Genomic DNA, 16,710 nt, shown 5'->3' with positions numbered 1-16,710 from the left:
CAGGCCGGCGACGACCGTAAGGTAGTCAAGGCCTCAGCCGTTTCCGGTGTCTCCATCCATGTTGACGATCAGTTCACAGATTGCGCTGTTCCAACCAGTTGCATCCATGCACATATACGCACTCGAAATCACGGTTCTTGCGAGCCATGGAATGATGACGCGGATAACGGACGCCTTGGACGCGTTGCCTGTATCGGCATCGTCACCTGTGGCAAGAAATCGAGCCGGACACACCAGACATAGTAGGATGGAATCATGAAAAAGATCGGTTTTCTTTCATTCGGCCACTGGACGCCATCGCCCCAATCGCAGACACGCTCGGCAGCCGACACGCTCCTGCAATCGATCGATCTCGCCGTCGCCGCCGAGCAGTTGGGCGCCGATGGCGCGTACTTCCGCGTGCACCACTTCGCGCGTCAGCTTGCCTCGCCGTTTCCCCTGCTGGCAGCCGTCGGCGCCAAGACCAGCCGGATCGAAACAGGCACGGCGGTCATCGACATGCGCTATGAGAACCCGTTCTATATGGCAGAGGATGCAGGTGCTGCCGACCTCATCGCCGGCGGTCGCCTGCAGCTCGGCATCAGCCGCGGTTCTCCGGAACAGGTGATCGACGGATGGCGCCACTTCGGCTATGCGCCGACGGAAGGCGAGAGCGACGCCGATATGGGCCGAAGGCACACGGAAGTGCTGCTCGACCTGCTGCGCGGCGAAGGATTTGCCCAACCCAACCCGCGCCCGATGTTCCCCAATCCTCCCGGTCTTTTGCGTCTGGAGCCCTACTCCGAAGGCCTGCGCGACCGCATCTGGTGGGGCGCGGGTTCCAACGCCACGGCCGTATGGGCGGCAAAGCTCGGCATGAACCTGCAGAGCTCGACGCTCAAGGACGACGAAAGCGGCTTGCCCTTCCACGTCCAGCAGGCCGATCAGATCAAGGCCTACCGCGAGGCATGGAAAGAGGCCGGCCACAAGCGCGAGCCGCGGGTCTCGGTAAGCCGCAGCATCTTCGCGCTGGTGAACGATCTCGACCGCGCCTATTTCGGCAGCAGCGGCAAGGACGCCGACAAGATCGGCTTCATCGACGACAAGACGCGCGCCATCTTCGGCCGCAGCTATGCCGCCGAGCCGGATGTATTGATCGAGCAACTGGCAAAGGATGAAGCCATCGCCGCGGCGGACACGTTGCTTTTGACCGTGCCGAACCAGCTCGGGGTTGATTACAACGCCCACGTCATCGAGGCCATCCTGACCCACGTCGCACCGGCGCTGGGATGGCGCTGAAGCGCTCCCGGAAAGACGGATGCCGGAGCACGGATCTGGCGGTTTGTACCGCCGATATTGCTCAGGTCTGACAACACGGAAACATCGCCTTCAATCGCCCGCGGCATCCTTTCTTCGCGGGCGATTCGCTTTTGAACTCACGTCAACGCGAGCGCCACATCAGACATGACGAAAATCCGCTCGAAAGAAAAATCGGGCGGCGCCCGTCTCCGGCGTCGATCAGGATGAGCTCGACAGTACGCCGCAACGACGAGAAACTATTGCCCTCTCATCTATCTGCCGAGTTTAGGCCCCAATGCCATTTGCTCCGTGTCGAGATAGGTGCTGACGGGTAGCCCTCAGCACGTATCTCGGACAATGATGTTGCAACGCCGATGTGTCGGCAACCCGCCAACGCAAAGCTGCGACAATCGCGCCCAGAAACTGGGCCGGAACCTAATGAATTTTTAACCATGACTGTGCCCTAACTGCTTGAAATTCTTTCTTGGAGCAGATTATGGTGCGCGCATCGAAAATGGACGAGTTGAATGATCGACTCGACTTTGTTGGACTGGGACAGGATGCCCGGCAGGCTCTGTCGGAGCTGCAGCCGATCATCGAATCTGCCGTCAAAGGGTCTCTCGACGTCTTCTACGAGAAGATCGCCAAACACCCCGCAATGTCGAAGTTCTTCTCCTCGCAGCAGCATGTGGCGCACGCCAAATCCAAGCAGCAGGATCATTGGAAAACGATCGCTTCGGGCAAATACGGTCCCGATTATGTCGAAGCGGTATCGGCCGTCGGCAGGACTCATGCGCGCCTGGGGCTTGAGCCGCGCTGGTATATCGGCGGCTATGCGCTGATTCTCGAAGGCATGGTGCGGTCGATCGTCGCACAGCAGCTCAAGGGCATCATGCAGCGCAAGCATGAACAGGCCCTGTCGCGGCGGCTGTCGGCGATCATCAAGGCCGCGTTGCTCGATATGGACTACGGTATTTCGGTCTATCTGCAGGTGCTCGCCGATGAGCGCGATCGCGCGGAAACCGAACGGGCTGCCGCGCAGCGCGAGCAGGAACGCGCCCTCAATGCGCTTGGCATCGCGCTGAAAGGCCTCGCCAACGGCGACCTGACGGCCGAGATTACCGAAGCGCTTTCGGCCGAGTTCGAAGTTCTGAAAGGCAACTACAACGAATCGCTGACGTCGCTCGGAACGGCGATGCAGCACATCGAAGATTCGGTCACCCGCGTTCGCGACGAGGCCGGATCGATCTCCTCGGCCGCCGACAACATGGCAAGGCGCACGGAGCAGCAGGCTTCGGCACTCGAGGAAAGTGCGGCTGCGATCGATCAGATCACGACGATTTCCGAACAGACGGCCGAGCGGACGCGCGAAGTGCAGGCGATCGTCAAGGAATCCGCCTCCGAAGCGGAACGGTCCCGCGAGGTCGTTCAGCAGGCCGTATCCGCGATGGGCGATATCGAGACCTCGTCGCGCAAGATGACCGATATCATCTCCGTCATCGACGACATCGCCTTCCAGACCAACCTTCTCGCGCTCAACGCCGGTGTCGAAGCGGCAAGGGCCGGCGAACAGGGCAAGGGTTTCGCCGTCGTCGCCCAGGAAGTGCGCGAACTGGCGCAGCGCTCGGCAACCGCCGCAAAGGAAATCAAGGATCTGATCGACAGGTCGTCGAACGACGTACGCCGTGGTGTCGAACTGGTCAATCGCACGGGCGAAGCCCTGACCCTGATCGGCAATCAGGTCGCGTCCATCGACCGCAATGTCGGCGCCATCGCCCGCTCGACGCAGGAGCAGGCGGTCGGGATCAGCGAAATCAACTCCGCCGTCCGCAACATGGACCAGATGACACAACAGAACGTGGCGCTGATGGAAGAGACCAATGCCTCGACACGGCACCTTGCCGATATCAGCAACGAGCTCGCAGGCCTGGTCGGGCGCTTCAAGACCGTGCGCTCCGGCACGCGGACCGGCGCTGTCAGGCTGAAACTCGCAAGCTAAGGCAGCAGCTATTTTCAGACATCGGGCGCCGTGTTGCCGCACTGCTCTTCGATGGCTTTAGATCAAACGGCTCCGGACGCAGGTTCGGGGTCGTTTTCGTCTGTGCGAGCTATCCCGGCATCTCCTCGATTTCCGCCATCAGCCATTGGCGAAACGCCTTCATCGAAGCCGTCTCCGCCCGTGACTTCAACCGCGTCAGCCAATAGCTTCCGGTCATCGCGGTAATCCGGAAGGGCTGCATGATCCTGCCGGCCTCGATATCGTGGGAAAACATCGCGACGGGCACCAGCGCGACGCCGACGCCGCGCGCGGCGGCCTCGACCAGCGTCAGCGACGAATCGAACATCCAGCCTCGAAGATGAGGCGGCGGCAGCCCTGCCGCCCGGAACCAGAGCGCCCATTCGTCGAGCCGGTAGGATCGCAGCAGTTCAAAATCGGCAAGATCGGCGGGCGTGTGCAATTGCGCACCGATACCGGGCGTGCAGACCGGGGAGAGCGGCGCATCCATCAGGTGGATCGCCTCCGTTCCATGCCAAGCGCCATCGCCGAAGCGCAGGAAGAAATCCAGCCCGTCGAGCACCATGTCGGCGCGGTTGTTGTTGGTCTTCAGGCGGAGATCGACATGCGGATGCTGCGCCTTGAAGCTGCCCAGGCGCGGCAAGAGCCAGCCGATGGCGAAGGTGCCGACGACACCGACCGTCAGGATCTCGGCGAAATTTCCTTCCTCCAGCTGGCTGAGCGTAGCGCTCATGCGGCGAAACGCATCGGTCAGCACCGGCAGCAGCGCATGCCCCTCGTCGGTCAAGGCAAGACCGCGAGGCAGGCGCTTGAATAGCGTTATGCCCAGCACATCCTCCAGCGCCTTGACCTGGTGGCTGATCGCCGTCTGGGTAACCCTAAGCTCAAGGCCCGCCCGCGTAAAACTGCAATGTCGCGCCGAGGCCTCGAAGACGCGCAGGGCGTTCAGAGGCAGCTGTGAGATGTCCATTGTGTCCTAAGGCCAAGTTTTTCTCATGTCTAAGCCCAAAATTGATCGTTTGTCGAGGGCACGAAGGAACGCCATAGTCCGCGTCGCAAGGTGATTTGCAGGGTTCCAATGACTTCCACGGGGCCTGACACGCGCACCTCTGCCCAACGTAAATCGAAGTGGAAACACGATGACGATCTTATTGTCGCGCCGGCAAAGCCTTGCCGGCAGCTTGCTTGCGCTGCCTGTTCTGGCAGGGATAAGCGGGGTTGGACGCGCTGCGGACGATCGTTCGGGTGAAGCGCGGCTTGCCGCGCTCGAGAGCAAGCACCCGGGCCGCATCTGCGTCAGCATTCTCGACATGGCAAACGGCAAGCGCATCGAACACCGCGCCGGCGAACGCATCCTGATGTGCAGCACCTTCAAGGCGCTGGCGGTGGCCCTGGTACTTGCGCGTGTCGACAAGGGCCAGGAGAAACTCGATCGGCGCATTCGCTACACCAAGAGCGATCTTGTCGATGGCTCGCCGGCAACCAAGGCACATGTACGCGACAGCGCGGGCATGAGCCTTGCGGAACTCTGCGCGGCGGCGGTGACCCTCAGCGACAATACGGCCGGCAACCTGTTGCTTGCGAGCTTCGGCGGCCCGCAGGCGCTCACGGCCTTCTGCCGCAGCCTCGGCGACGAGACCACGCGCCTCGACCGCACCGAACCCACGCTGAATTACCACGACAGGCAGGACGACGAGCGCGACACGACGACGGCGGCGGCCATGCTGGAAAACCTGCGGCGGCTTCTGTTCACTGACGTCCTTTCGGCTGCCTCGCGATCGCAGCTGGCCGCGTGGCTGATCACCAACAAGACGGGCGACGCCCGCCTGCGCGCCGGCCTTCCGAAGGACTGGCTGGCTGGCGACAAGACAGGAACGAACGGCGACAAGGCCGGCAATGCCAACGACATCGCGGTGCTATGGCCACCCAACCGGGCACCCATCATCGTCACCGCCTATTGCGAAATACCCACGATCGCGGCCGACGAGCGCAATGCGATCGCCGCCGCGATCTGAAATCGAAGGAGCCCGACAGACGCCGCCGCCCACCATCGGCACCATCCCTTTTCGGCCGTGCGACCCTGCATGGCCGGTCATTACAACGAGGATATCATCTTGAATATACGTTCCACGTCTCTCCGGAAGCTCGGCATCGTCTCGGGCTGCCTTTTCTATGGGATCGGCGCCCATGCCGCCGAAAACAATGACCAGGATCGGCTGGCGCGGGCGGTCAACGAGACCATCCGCCCGCTAATGAAGGAAAACGACGTGCCGGGCATGGCAATCGCGCTCACCGTCAAGGGCAAGCGCTATGTCTTCAACTATGGCGTTGCCTCGAAGGAAAGCGGCCAGAAAGTCACGAACGACACGATTTTCGAGCTTGGCTCCATCAGCAAGACGTTTACCGCCGTACTCGGCTCTTACGTCGAGCTCAATGGAAAACTGTCCTTCTCCGACAAGGCGACGAAATATCTGCCGGAACTGGCGGGCAGCAGTTTTGACAGGATCAGCCTTCTCGATCTCGGCACGTATACGGCGGGCGGTCTGCCCCTACAATTTCCGGAGGGCGTGACCGATCAGCAAAAGATGATGTCCTATTATCGCAACTGGCATCCTTCCTTTGCACCCGGCACCTACAGACAATATTCCAACCCGAGCATCGGCCTGTTCGGTTATCTCGCGGCGCAGGCCATTGGAGAGCCGTTCGACACGCTGATGCAGGAGAAGATCCTTGCCGGCCTTGGACTCAGCCACACCTATGTCCGCGTTCCGTCGTCTGAGATGGGCAATTATGCCTATGGTTATTCAAAGCGCGACAAGCCGATCCGCGTGAATCCCGGCGTTCTGGACACGCAGGCATACGGCATCAAGACCACGGCATCCGACATGCTTGCCGTTCTCGAAGCCAATATGGGAGGCGCCAAACTCGGCGGAACCCTTCAGCGGGCGATCGACGCGACACATGTCGGCTATTACAGCGTGGGGAACATGACGCAGGCGCTCGGCTGGGAAACTTACGCCTATCCGACGACACTTGCCCGGCTGCTGGCCGGCAACTCGTCCGACATGGCGCTCGACCCGCACAAGGTCGCCCGCCTCGATCCGCCGCAGCAACCGCGCAAGGAAATGCTGTTCAACAAGACAGGTTCGACGAACGGCTTTGGCGCTTATGCCGCCTTCATTCCCGCGCGGCAGGTCGGTATCGTCCTGCTGGCGAACAGGAATTTCCCAATTCCCGCTCGCGTTTCGGCGGCCTACAAGATCCTGACCGTCGTCGAAAGCCTGCAGGAAGCGAACGCTGCCCAATAACAGCAGGCAGGGATTTTTCCCTGTCTCAACAAACGGCCGGCGCTCGGAAAAACATCGAGGGCCGGCCGCCTTCATCACGTCTGTCACCTGCTACGGATGATCTGCGGAACGGCGCGGAGCAGCATCGGCTTGGGAGGCTTCTGTTCCGTTCAAGAATTCCTGCAGGAGCCGGGTTATGCGCTCTGGCGACGTGCCCTTTGCATATTCTTCCTGAATCCGGCGTCTGACCAACATTTCCAAGACTGACATGTCTTTCACCTCATATATCCGGCGCAAGGAAAATGTCGCTCTCAATGACTTGCGAGGCAAGTTACAGTTTTTTCATGGTCTTGATGGTCCCGCTGGACAGATGTTCGCCGTTTTCCTGCCCGCTTCATGGCGCAAACGGTCTTGACCGAAGCGTGGTCGATCCTCTACTTGGCAAATCCCCGCTCATCGTAGAATTGAAAGCGGCCAATCGGTCGGTTGTTTGCGCTTCGTTAACTTCCGTGCTTTAGCGGGCCACTCCCCGACCTTTGGATGATGTCGCCTGCAAGGAATGAATAATGCCCGTAAAGAAAAACTCTGCCTCTGACGTTTTCCAGCGCAAGATTTCGGATTTCTGCGATATGCGGCTGAAGCCGCTGCTGCAGCCGCGCAGCTTCGAGAACATCAAAGGCTTCATGATCGGGCTGGTGGTATTCCAGTCGCGCCCCCCGCTTCGGGCCGGTCGCGTGGACTTTCAGGAAATTGCCACCCTGTGCGGCATGGACGAGGAAATGAGCCCGGAACTCAAGCGCGTCGCTCAACCTGGCTTCGACGCGATCCTCCGCTGGCTGGGCGCGACAAAGACCAATACCTCCCGCACCATGCCTGCCGTCTCGAAGGCCCCGCTGCGGGTCCCCGCCAAAGCTGTTTCCACGCAGCCCCAGCGCCGGGCGCTCGCTTCCTGATACGAACTGCGTACCGGCCCGCCCATGGCCGGCCGGTAAGCGCCCGATCACCTCGACAGATCGCAAAAACCTGTACAGTATAATACCAGTATCGAGCAGGACGAGATTTTCGTCCCCATGCCATCGAAGGGAAGGCTCGCCTTGGCAACTGATATTATCGAACTGGTCAGGAACGAACTTGCCTCCGGCGCGCAGGGAATGCCGCTCTACAAGCAACTGAAGACGGCGCTTGAGGCAGCCATTCGCAGCCATCCCTTCAAATCCGGTTCCGTGTTGCCCGGCGAGAGATCGCTCGCGGAAGCCTTGTCGCTGTCACGCGTCACGGTCCGAAAGGCACTGGCCATGCTGGAGGAAGAAGGCATGCTGAGCCGCCGGCAGGGCGCGCGCAGCGAGATCGGCTCGCGCGTCGAGAAATCGCTTTCCACGCTCACCAGCTTCTCGGAAGACCTGCGCGCGCGGGGAATGGAACCCGGCTGCGTGTGGATTTCCAAGCAATTGACCCGTCCTTCGCCGGCGGAAATGATGGCGCTCGGCATCTCGGCGCATGCGCAGGTCTTGCGAATGCGCCGGGTGCGGACGGCCGATGGCGCGCCGATCGCCGTCGAACATGCCGCAGTCCCCGTGCGCTTCCTCCCCTCGCCTTCGCTCGTCGGCGATTCCCTTTATGAAGCGCTCGCCCAGCGCGGCTTTCTGCCCCGGCGCGCCGTGCAAAGAATGCGGGCGCGCGCTGCCTCTCCCGAGGACGCGCAGCATCTGCGCTGTGAGCCGGGAGCACCGATCCTGACGACGGAACGGCGCTGCTTTCTCGCCGACGGAGAGATCGTCGAATATTGCGAGACACGCTACAAGGGCGAGGTCTACGACTTCGTCTTCGAACTGCAAAGATAATACCAGTTTGAAACCGGTTGCTTTCCGGTAATCATCCTCTATCGTTGCGCTCCGAAAGGGGTGCCGAATGCGCAAGGAAGATCTCAACCTGAGCCTGATCGTCTCATGCCAGCCCGTGCCGGGCGGGGCTATGGATGAGGCCATTTTCGTCAGCGGCTTTGCCCGCGCGGCGCTGGCGGCAGGCGCTCGCGCACTGCGCGTCGAATCGGCAGCCTATGTCGCGGCCGTCAGGGCCGCCGTCGATGCGCCGATCATCGGCATCGTCAAACGGGACCTCGATGACAGCCCGGTCCGCATTACCCCCTTTGTCGCCGATGTCGAGGCGCTGGCCGATGCCGGTGCCGATATCATCGCCTTCGATGCCACCGACCGGCCGCGGCCGGCAACCATCGAGGCATTGCTTGCTGCTATCAAGGCGCGGGGCCTGCTGTCGATGGCGGATTGCTCCTGCCTCGAGGATGCGAAACAAGCCCTTAAAGCCGGCGTCGATTTCATCGGCACGACCATGTCCGGCTATGTCGGCGGTCCCGAACCGGTCGAGCCGGATATCGCCCTGATTGCCGCCATGCGGCAGCTGACGCCCTATGTGATCGCAGAAGGCCGCATCCGCACGCCCGAGCAGGCGGCCGATGCCGTGCGGGCCGGCGCCTGTGCCGTGGTCGTCGGGTCGGCGATCACGCGCACCGAGCATGTGACGGCCTGGTTCGACGACGCCGTCTCGGCTGCCTTCTCGGAACGGGACGGAGCAACGCTGGCGATCGACATCGGTGGCACGAAGACCCTGGCGGCGCTGGTCCGGGGCACGCAGGTGCTCGCGGAAACGACGATTGCAACCAGCCGGGAATCCGGCCCGGACGCATGGCTCGCGGCCATTGCGGAGCAGGCCAGGCACTGGGCCGGCCGATACGAGCGTGTCGGCATTGCCGCGACAGGCCTGATCGATGAAGGGCGGTGGTCGGCCCTCAATCCGGCAACACTTGCAATTCCAGATCATTATCCGCTGGCGGCGCGGGCAAGCGAATTCTTCGGCAAACCGGCTTTTGCCGTCAACGATGCCCAGGCTGCCGCCTGGGGCGAACACAGGTTCGGTGCGGGCAACAATGAAGATACCGTATTCCTGACCATATCGACCGGCATCGGCGGCGGTGTCGTGGTCAACGGACGTCCGCTGCTCGGCCTTGCCGGTCACTTCGGCCTGCTTCGCGGGCCTACGCACGGCCAGTCGCCATTGGAGGATGTCGTTTCGGGCCGCTGGATGGCGGCCGAAGCCGCCCGCGCCGGGCATCCTGCTGAAGCGCCGGAGATATTTCAGAAGGCGCGCGAGGGCGCCGGCTGGGCTGAGGCGATCGTCGCACAGTCCGCATCGCGCGTCGCGCTTTTATGCCGCGACATACAGATGATGTTTGCGCCGAAGCGAATTGTCATCGGCGGCGGCATCGGTCTGGCATCCGGCTATCTCCAAGCCGTTGGCGCGCAGTTTGCCGGGCTCCCTCCGCATCTGGCGCCGCGCCTCGTTGCCGCAAGTCTCGGTCCCCATGCCGGCATTATCGGCGCGGCGGATCTTGCCGCACGCCATCGATAAACAAGCCTCGGATAACTCAACAACGATAAGGAAAGGGAACAACAATGAAATTCAAGCACATATCGTCCGCAATGCTCGCCCTGACGCTGTCGGCGACGGCGCTGCCGGGGCTGGCAAGCGCCAAGGTCGTCGTGCTCGGCTGGCCGGGCGGCTCGGAGGAGACGGCGCTGCGCGCCACCACGGATCTCTACAACAAGACGGCATCGGATGCCGACAAGGTCGAGCTTCTGTTCTTCAATCGCGACGGCTTCTTCGACAAGCTGCAGGCCGACATGGCCGCCGGCTCCAACGCCTTCGACGTCAACCTGGTCGCGACCTATTCGATCGGCCGCTATGCACCCTATATGGAGCCGATCGAGCTCGATGCCGATGCGCCGAAGGTGTTCGGCGACGCGGTGCTGAAGACCATGCAGTTCGACGGCAAGCAATATGGCGTGCCGACGGACCTGTCGCTGCATTTCATGTACTATCGCAAGGATCTCATCGACGCCCTCATCGCCGACCCCGATGCCAAGGCCACATATGCCGAGATTTCCAAGAAATATCTCGGCAAGGAGCTTGCGCCCAAGCAGCCCGACGAGTGGACCTGGGACGATTGGGCGGCCACCTCGCTCTATTTCAGCAAGCAGGCCAACCGCCGGAGCCCGGTCCGCTACGGCACCGTGCTGCAGATGAAGAACCTTCTCTTCAACATGATGGTGTTCCAATCCCTGCCGCGCTCCTATGGCGGCGACTGGATGGACGCAAGCGGCAACATCACGATCGACTCGGACGCCTACAAGACGGGACTGAAGCTCTACAAGACGCTTTATGACGCCGGCGCGTCGCCGAAGGATTCGCTGAGCTACGAATATGCCGAAACCAACGCGGCCTTCAGCTCCGGGCAGACTGCGACCGCCCTGCAATGGAATGCAGCCGCGGCCGAGCTCACCGATGCGAAGAAATCGCCGGCCGTGGCCGATGTCACCGGCATCGTCGCGCCGCCGGCCGGACCGAACGGACGAGCCGACCATATTCACGGCCTCGGTCTTGGGCTGAACAAGAACGCGCAGAACAAGGAAGGCGCCATCAAGTTCCTCAAATGGCTGTCGTCCGAGGATGCCGCCCTTGCCTATGCCCGGGCGGGCGGCTCGCCGGCGCTGACGCCTGACGTCGTCGCCAAGGTGGCGAAGGAGCGCCCCGATCTTGTGAAGCTTGGCGAGTTTGCCAGCAAGTATGGCTACGTCATGACAGGCGCCACCTCGGCAAAGGCGCTTTCGGTCTATGAGCTTCAGGCCAAGGAATTCACCGGCTACTGGTCCGGCCAGCAGAGCCTCGAGGATGCGCTTGCCCACACCAAGGCAGGCATGCAGGATCTCTTGAAGAAATAAGGAGAAGGCCGGATGCCGGCTTGACGGCATCCGGCCGCTGCGGCTGAACCCATGGCTCTTGTAAAACGCGCCGAAAGCAGGCTCTACCTGGCACCGCTTGTCGGGTTTCTGCTGCTGTTCCTCGGCTTTCCCGCTCTCCTCAATCTCCTTTATTCCGTTTCCACCGTTTCGTTCGAGACCTTGCGCAGCCCCCGGATCAGCGGCTTCGGCAACTACGTCACGGTGCTGACGGAGGCGGCGTTCTGGCAATCCGTCTGGTTCTCCTTCCGCTTCGGCATCATTACGGCGGTTGCGGAGTGCCTGCTCGGCCTCTTTCTGGCGATCTTCCTCAAACCGCTCTTGTCGGCACGGCCCGTCCTGATGGCACCGCTGATGCTGCCTTTGATGGTCGCGCCCGCCATGGTCGGCCTGATGTACCGCCTCGTGCTGCATGAGTTCGCCGGCCCGGTGCCCTACTATCTTTTCGAATGGTTCGGCGACAGCCCGGCTTTCCTCGACTACACCAATGCCTTCCGCACGCTCGTCGTCGTCGAAGTGCTGCAATGGACGCCCTTCGCCTTCCTGCTCTTTTACGTCGCCTATATCGCCATTCCGGAAGATGTGCGCGAGGCGGCAGCCCTGGACGGCGCGACCGGTCTGCAGCGGCTATGGCGCATCGAACTGCCCCTGATGCTGCCGACGCTGACCGTCGCCTTCTTCATCCGCTTCATCGACGGCTTCCGCGTGTTCGACAATGTCTACGCCCTGACCGGCAGCGGCGCGGGCGGATCGACGACGTCGCTGTCGATCTACATCTACCAGGCATTCTTCAAGGAAGGCGCCATCGGCAAGGCGGTCGCGGCCTCCGTCGTGCTGTTCATCACATCGTTGCTGGTTCTCTACGGCCTGAACTGGCTGGGCGCGCGAAGGAAGAAATGAGATGCTGAAGCTCCTGCGCTGGCTCGTCTATGGCATCGTCGTCTTCGCCATGAACTTCCCGATCCTCGTCACCCTCATCACCTCGTTCAAGACGACGCGCGAGATTTCCAGCAATCCCGGCCTGTGGATCGAACAGCCGACCTTCGACAACTACCTCAAGGTGCTGACGGACACCGAACGCTTCAACATCTTCCTCTATCTGGCAAACAGCGCGGCGGCGGCGCTCACCGGCACGCTGCTGGCGATCCTGCTCTCCTTCCCGGCGGCTTACGTGATCGCCCGTGGCGAGACCGGCCGCAAACTCCTGCTTCCGCTCGTCATCAACCTTCGCGCCGTCCCGCTGGTCGTCTTCGCGATCCCGCTTTACATGATGTACCAGTGGCTCGGCCTGCTCGACACCCGGATCGGCCTCGGCCTCATCCTGACGATCGTCAACATCCCGCTTGCGCTGGTCATGCTGGTCAACGCCATATCCGACATACCGCTGGAGCTGGACGAGGCCGCGACGGTCGACGGAGCCAGCGTTTTCCAGATCATGATCAGGATCATTCGTCCGGTGATCCGACCCGCGCTCGTGACCACCTTCATCTTCGGCTTCATCACCGCCTGGAACGAATTTCTCTTCGGTCTGATGCTGACGACCAATCGCGCCGTGCCTATGACGGTGGGCGCCTCGTTCTTCTTCGCCGCCAGCGGCGGCGGGGTGCAATGGGGCCTCGCATCCGCCGTCATGATCCTCGGCGCACTGCCGCCGGCACTGCTTGGCCTGGTAATGTATCGGCAGCTTTCCGGCTCGATGACGGCAGGCGCCGTCAAGGGCTAGCGTTCAAAAGCCTCGCAATCCACGACAAGATCCAGGCCTATGCGCCTGAAAACACGCCGATATTCAAGCCCTTTCGCGCACCCCCTTTACGAAGCGGCATTACTTTCGTCCGCAACCGGTTTCGCCTCGGGCGCGACTGTGGACCTCCGCCGCGGCATATCGCCGAAGAGGCCGCCGGGGCGCACCAGCAGAATGATGCAGAGCATGACGCCGATCGCCACGATCTGCAGCGACGCGGCGCGGGCCTGCTGCTCCGGCGAGAAGAGGACGCTCGTCAAAGCGCCCGATCCCGCCCAGATCGCCCAGACAACGATGCTGCCGATGACGGCGCCCTTGTTGCTGCCCGAACCGCCGACAATCAGCATCACCCAGACCTGGAATGTCAGGGTCGGAACATAATTGTCCGGCGCGATGAAGCCGATGAAATGCGCCTGCATGGCGCCGGCAAGCCCCATGATGGCGCCGCCGACGGCAAAGGCCTGCACGCGATAGAAGCGAGCGCTCTTGCCGAGGGAAACCGCCGCGCGCTCGTCCTCGCGCAGCGCCTTCAGCACGCGTCCCCACGGACTTTTCGCCAGATGCTCGAGCGCGAAATAGGCGATCAGCATCACGGCGACAACGACGCCGAGATTGGCAAGATTGAAAAGCAGGGGCGTTTCGGCAAGGCTGGAGAACGGACGGGGAATGAAGCCGATGCCGAAGGGACCACCGGTCAGCCGCTGCGCATTCAAGGCCACAAGCTGAACAACCACGGCAACGCCGAAGGTGGTGATCGCCAGATAATCCGATTTCAACCGGAGCGTGGCAACGCCGATGACGGCGGCGGCAAGTCCGGCAACGACCATGGCCCCCAGCCAACCGACGATAACGGGCAGATCGAAGCCGCCGAAGCGCCCCGCCGTATCGGGCGTCGTCAACAGAGCCGACGTATAGGCACCGATGGCGACAAAGCCGGCCAACCCGACATTGAAGAGGCCGGTCAGCCCCCATTGCAGGTTCAGACCGAGCGTGATGAAGGAAAAGATCAGCGCCGTCGTCAGGAAGAAAGCGCCATAGCCAACAATATCCATCATCGCTCTCTCACTCCGAAAAGGCCGATCGGCCGAATGAACAGCACCGCCATCAGGATGATGAAGGAGATGGCGGCACGCCACTCCGCCCCAACAAGCTGAACCGCAGCCGCCTCGGCAAGGCCGATGATCAGGCCGCCGAGAACCGCGCCCGGCACGCTGCCGATACCGCCGAGAATGGCGGCGGCAAACATCGGCAGCAGCATGTCGAAGCCCATCAGCGGTCTTATCTGCACGAGAATGCCGATCATGACGCCGGCGACGCAAGCCAGGCCGCCGCCGATCAGCCAGGTGACGCGCACGACCTTGGCGACATCGATGCCGACGACGCGGGCAAGCGCCGGGTTCTGGCTGAGCGCCTGCATGGAGCGGCCCGTCTGCGTCCGGGTCATCAGCATGTGCACGCCGAAAACAAGCAACGCCGTGACGATCAAAAGCGCAATCTGATCAGGCGTGATGCGGATACCGAAACCGATAGGCATGGCGATCTGGATGGCGCGGCTGAAATAGGTCGGACGCGAGGTGAAGAGGAATTCGAGCAGGCTGCGCAAAGCCATCGAGGCGCCAAAGCTCGCCATGACGACGATGATCGACTGGCCCTTGGCTCGCAACCTGGCAAACAGCACCTTGTCGAGCGCCAGGGCGAGAAGGCCGGTAAAGCCCATCGCGACGACAACAGCCACGATCAGCGGCCAGCCGAAGGAGAGCGGCCCGATGGGCGCGACCTTGCCGAAGACCGCACCGATGGCGCTGACGACGGCAAGGGTCGCATAAGTCCCCCAGGCCATGAAATCGCCATGGGCGAAATTCGAAAAGCGCAGGATCGAATAGGTCAGCGTCACGCCGATGGCGCCAAGGCCGATCATCGACCCCGTCAGCAATCCGTCGACGATAAATTGCAGGTTCATGCCGCGCCTCCTCTTGCTGACGTCGCGGGCCGCTGGCCGAGATAGAGTTCGGCGACGACGGGGTCGTTCCAAAGCTCCGACGCAACCCCTTCGTGCCTGTCCTTGCCTTCGACGAGGACATAGGCGCGGTCGCCGATGGCCAGCGCCGCCTTGGCGTTCTGCTCGACAAGGAGAATGGTGACGCCCGATTTGCGGATATCGGTGAGCATGTCGAAAACCATCGAGACGAATTTCGGCGAAAGACCCGCCGAGGGCTCGTCGAGCACGAGAAGCTTCGGATGGACGATAAGCGCACGCGCGACCGCGAGCATCTGTCGCTGGCCTCCCGAGAGATTGCCCGCCGCGATACGGCGATGACGGGCAAGATCCGGAAAGGTCGCGTACATTTCCTCGATACGGCCAGGCACTTCTTTCGCCTTCAAGATACCCCCTGCGACCTTCAGGTTGTCTTCGACGGACATCAGCGGAAAGACATTTTCCGTCTGCGGCACGAAGGCAAGGCCGAGCCGCACCATATTGTGCGCAGGAGCACCCGTAATATCCCTGCCGGCAAGCTCGACCTTGCCGCTTTCAACCGGCACAAGGCCGGCAATCGCCTTGATGAAGCTCGACTTGCCGGCGCCGTTCGGGCCGAGCACGACGACGATTTCCCGTTCGGCCACGTCGATCGAAGCGCCGCGCACGATCGGCACGCCCGGCTCGTAACCGGCTACGAGATTGCGAACGCTCAGCACAGGTGCGCTCATGCCGTGCCTCCCAGATAGGCTTCGATGACGCGCGGATCGCGGGCGACCTCTTCCGGCGTGCCCTCGCATAGAAGCTGACCTGCCGCCATGACGAGCACGCGGTGGCACAGACGCGTGACCATGTCGATATTGTGCTCGATCAGGAGAAAGGTGATGCCGCGCTGATTGATATCGCGGATGCGGTCGATGATCGTCTCAAGAAGAGTGGCGTTGACGCCGGCGGCGGGTTCATCGAGCAGGATGATGGCGGGATCGGCCATCATGACGCGCGCAAGCTCCAGAAGCTTGCGCTGCCCGCCTGACAGCACTCTTGCCGGCTCGTGTGCCAGGCGCGTCAGGTGTACAAGGTCGAGAAGCTCCATCGCCTTGGCATGGGCGGCCTTCTCCTGCCCGGCCACTTTCCATGGCTGCAGGAAATTCGGCAACAGACGTTCGCCCGCCTGATCCTGGGCAGCCAGCATGACATTGTCGAGAAGCGTCAGATTGGGGAACGGGCGCGGGATCTGGAATGTCCGGCCGAGGCCGCGGCCGATCCGGCGATGAGCCGCCTCGCCTGCGACCGCAGCGCCGTTCAGGACGATCTCGCCGCTGCTCGGCGCAACGCTGCCGGCCAGAAGATCGAACATCGTCGTCTTGCCGGCGCCATTCGGGCCGATCAAGCCGAGAATCTCGCCTTGGCGCACATGAAAGGAAACGTCGTTGACGGCGGTGACGCCGCCGAAACGCCGCACCACGTTCCTAGCCGTCAGAACAGGCCGGGCTTCCTCCCCATGCCGTTCAGTTGTCGTACTCATGAGATCCCTCTGGCCGGAAAGCAGTCGCTGCCGCTTCCCTGATTATTTGATTTGTGATCACACTTGCATTGATCAC

At 62.1% G+C, this 16,710-nt stretch carries 15 protein-coding genes; 10 read left to right on the top strand and 5 right to left on the bottom strand.

What is annotated here, in order from left to right; translation table 11 throughout:
* Positions 1 to 255 precede the first annotated feature (255 nt).
* Both ACQZ6J_RS12440 and ACQZ6J_RS12435 read left to right on the top strand, forming a co-directional pair.
* A complete protein-coding gene (locus ACQZ6J_RS12440) occupies positions 256 to 1,278 on the top strand; it encodes an LLM class flavin-dependent oxidoreductase (protein WP_449084268.1) in 1,023 nt (340 codons plus the stop codon).
* Between the two features lie 496 nt (positions 1,279 to 1,774).
* On the top strand, positions 1,775 to 3,277 hold the full coding sequence (locus ACQZ6J_RS12435) for a globin-coupled sensor protein (RefSeq protein ID WP_163985413.1): 1,503 nt from the start codon (positions 1,775 to 1,777) through the stop codon (positions 3,275 to 3,277).
* 109 nt (positions 3,278 to 3,386) lie between these two features.
* On the opposite strand, the gene ACQZ6J_RS12430 is transcribed toward ACQZ6J_RS12435, so the two are convergent.
* Positions 3,387 to 4,265: a LysR family transcriptional regulator gene (locus ACQZ6J_RS12430; RefSeq protein ID WP_449084267.1), complete on the bottom strand. Its 879-nt coding sequence runs from the start codon at positions 4,263 to 4,265 to the stop codon at positions 3,387 to 3,389.
* A 169-nt stretch (positions 4,266 to 4,434) separates the two neighbouring features.
* On the opposite strand from ACQZ6J_RS12430, the gene bla reads away from it, so the two are divergent.
* From bla to ACQZ6J_RS12390, 8 genes are all read left to right on the top strand, one after another.
* Positions 4,435 to 5,310, top strand: coding sequence for a class A beta-lactamase (gene bla / locus ACQZ6J_RS12425; RefSeq protein WP_449084266.1), 876 nt, complete (start codon positions 4,435 to 4,437; stop codon positions 5,308 to 5,310).
* A gap of 69 nt (positions 5,311 to 5,379) precedes the next feature.
* Positions 5,380 to 6,603 carry a class C beta-lactamase gene (gene ampC / locus ACQZ6J_RS12420; protein WP_449084265.1) on the top strand — a complete coding sequence of 408 codons (1,224 nt, stop codon included), beginning with the start codon at positions 5,380 to 5,382 and terminating at the stop codon, positions 6,601 to 6,603.
* Positions 6,604 to 7,148: 545 nt separating this feature from the next.
* Positions 7,149 to 7,535, top strand: coding sequence for a hypothetical protein (locus ACQZ6J_RS12415; RefSeq protein WP_163985417.1), 387 nt, complete (start codon positions 7,149 to 7,151; stop codon positions 7,533 to 7,535).
* A 198-nt stretch (positions 7,536 to 7,733) separates the two neighbouring features.
* Positions 7,734 to 8,423, top strand: coding sequence for a GntR family transcriptional regulator (locus tag ACQZ6J_RS12410; protein WP_449084457.1), 690 nt, complete (start codon positions 7,734 to 7,736; stop codon positions 8,421 to 8,423).
* Between the two features lie 67 nt (positions 8,424 to 8,490).
* Positions 8,491 to 10,005 carry a putative N-acetylmannosamine-6-phosphate 2-epimerase gene (locus ACQZ6J_RS12405; protein WP_449084264.1) on the top strand — a complete coding sequence of 505 codons (1,515 nt, stop codon included), beginning with the start codon at positions 8,491 to 8,493 and terminating at the stop codon, positions 10,003 to 10,005.
* Between the two features lie 44 nt (positions 10,006 to 10,049).
* The gene (locus tag ACQZ6J_RS12400) at positions 10,050 to 11,375 is read left to right on the top strand and encodes an ABC transporter substrate-binding protein (RefSeq protein WP_449084263.1); all 1,326 of its coding nucleotides are present in this window, start codon (positions 10,050 to 10,052) and stop codon (positions 11,373 to 11,375) included.
* A gap of 51 nt (positions 11,376 to 11,426) precedes the next feature.
* Entirely contained in the window at positions 11,427 to 12,293 is an 867-nt protein-coding gene (locus ACQZ6J_RS12395; protein ID WP_449084262.1) for a carbohydrate ABC transporter permease, read from the top strand.
* A 1-nt stretch (position 12,294) separates the two neighbouring features.
* The gene (locus ACQZ6J_RS12390; RefSeq protein WP_163985422.1) at positions 12,295 to 13,116 is read left to right on the top strand and encodes a carbohydrate ABC transporter permease; all 822 of its coding nucleotides are present in this window, start codon (positions 12,295 to 12,297) and stop codon (positions 13,114 to 13,116) included.
* 86 nt (positions 13,117 to 13,202) lie between these two features.
* On the opposite strand, the gene ACQZ6J_RS12385 is transcribed toward ACQZ6J_RS12390, so the two are convergent.
* The 4 genes from ACQZ6J_RS12385 to ACQZ6J_RS12370 are packed head-to-tail and all read right to left on the bottom strand — an operon-like array spanning position 13,203 to position 16,634.
* A complete protein-coding gene (locus tag ACQZ6J_RS12385; protein ID WP_449084261.1) occupies positions 13,203 to 14,189 on the bottom strand; it encodes a branched-chain amino acid ABC transporter permease in 987 nt (328 codons plus the stop codon).
* Entirely contained in the window at positions 14,186 to 15,094 is a 909-nt protein-coding gene (locus tag ACQZ6J_RS12380) for a branched-chain amino acid ABC transporter permease (RefSeq protein WP_163985424.1), read from the bottom strand. Before ACQZ6J_RS12380 ends, ACQZ6J_RS12385 begins: the two co-directional genes overlap by 4 nt.
* A complete protein-coding gene (locus tag ACQZ6J_RS12375; RefSeq protein WP_163985425.1) occupies positions 15,091 to 15,840 on the bottom strand; it encodes an ABC transporter ATP-binding protein in 750 nt (249 codons plus the stop codon). Before ACQZ6J_RS12375 ends, ACQZ6J_RS12380 begins: the two co-directional genes overlap by 4 nt.
* The gene (locus tag ACQZ6J_RS12370; RefSeq protein ID WP_449084260.1) at positions 15,837 to 16,634 is read right to left on the bottom strand and encodes an ABC transporter ATP-binding protein; all 798 of its coding nucleotides are present in this window, start codon (positions 16,632 to 16,634) and stop codon (positions 15,837 to 15,839) included. Before ACQZ6J_RS12370 ends, ACQZ6J_RS12375 begins: the two co-directional genes overlap by 4 nt.
* Positions 16,635 to 16,710 lie beyond the last annotated feature (76 nt).

This window comes from Rhizobium sp. A37_96 (assembly GCF_053521765.1).
The sequence above is the reverse complement of the archived record's forward strand: the minus strand, read 5'-3'. Positions and strand labels throughout refer to the sequence as shown.

Coding starts and splice junctions, on each gene's coding strand:
- ACQZ6J_RS12410 (WP_449084457.1), top strand. CDS start 7,734: ATGCCGCTCTACAAGCAACTGAAGACGGCGCTTGAGGCAGCCATTCGC.
- ACQZ6J_RS12435 (WP_163985413.1), top strand. CDS start 1,775: ATGGTGCGCGCATCGAAAATGGACGAGTTGAATGATCGACTCGACTTT.
- ACQZ6J_RS12400 (WP_449084263.1), top strand. CDS start 10,050: ATGAAATTCAAGCACATATCGTCCGCAATGCTCGCCCTGACGCTGTCG.
- ACQZ6J_RS12385 (WP_449084261.1), bottom strand. CDS start 14,189: ATGATGGATATTGTTGGCTATGGCGCTTTCTTCCTGACGACGGCGCTG.
- ACQZ6J_RS12380 (WP_163985424.1), bottom strand. CDS start 15,094: ATGAACCTGCAATTTATCGTCGACGGATTGCTGACGGGGTCGATGATC.
- ACQZ6J_RS12430 (WP_449084267.1), bottom strand. CDS start 4,265: ATGGACATCTCACAGCTGCCTCTGAACGCCCTGCGCGTCTTCGAGGCC.
- ACQZ6J_RS12405 (WP_449084264.1), top strand. CDS start 8,491: ATGCGCAAGGAAGATCTCAACCTGAGCCTGATCGTCTCATGCCAGCCC.
- ACQZ6J_RS12395 (WP_449084262.1), top strand. CDS start 11,427: ATGGCTCTTGTAAAACGCGCCGAAAGCAGGCTCTACCTGGCACCGCTT.
- bla (WP_449084266.1), top strand. CDS start 4,435: ATGACGATCTTATTGTCGCGCCGGCAAAGCCTTGCCGGCAGCTTGCTT.
- ACQZ6J_RS12415 (WP_163985417.1), top strand. CDS start 7,149: ATGCCCGTAAAGAAAAACTCTGCCTCTGACGTTTTCCAGCGCAAGATT.
- ampC (WP_449084265.1), top strand. CDS start 5,380: ATGGCCGGTCATTACAACGAGGATATCATCTTGAATATACGTTCCACG.
- ACQZ6J_RS12440 (WP_449084268.1), top strand. CDS start 256: ATGAAAAAGATCGGTTTTCTTTCATTCGGCCACTGGACGCCATCGCCC.
- ACQZ6J_RS12375 (WP_163985425.1), bottom strand. CDS start 15,840: ATGAGCGCACCTGTGCTGAGCGTTCGCAATCTCGTAGCCGGTTACGAG.
- ACQZ6J_RS12370 (WP_449084260.1), bottom strand. CDS start 16,634: ATGAGTACGACAACTGAACGGCATGGGGAGGAAGCCCGGCCTGTTCTG.
- ACQZ6J_RS12390 (WP_163985422.1), top strand. CDS start 12,295: ATGCTGAAGCTCCTGCGCTGGCTCGTCTATGGCATCGTCGTCTTCGCC.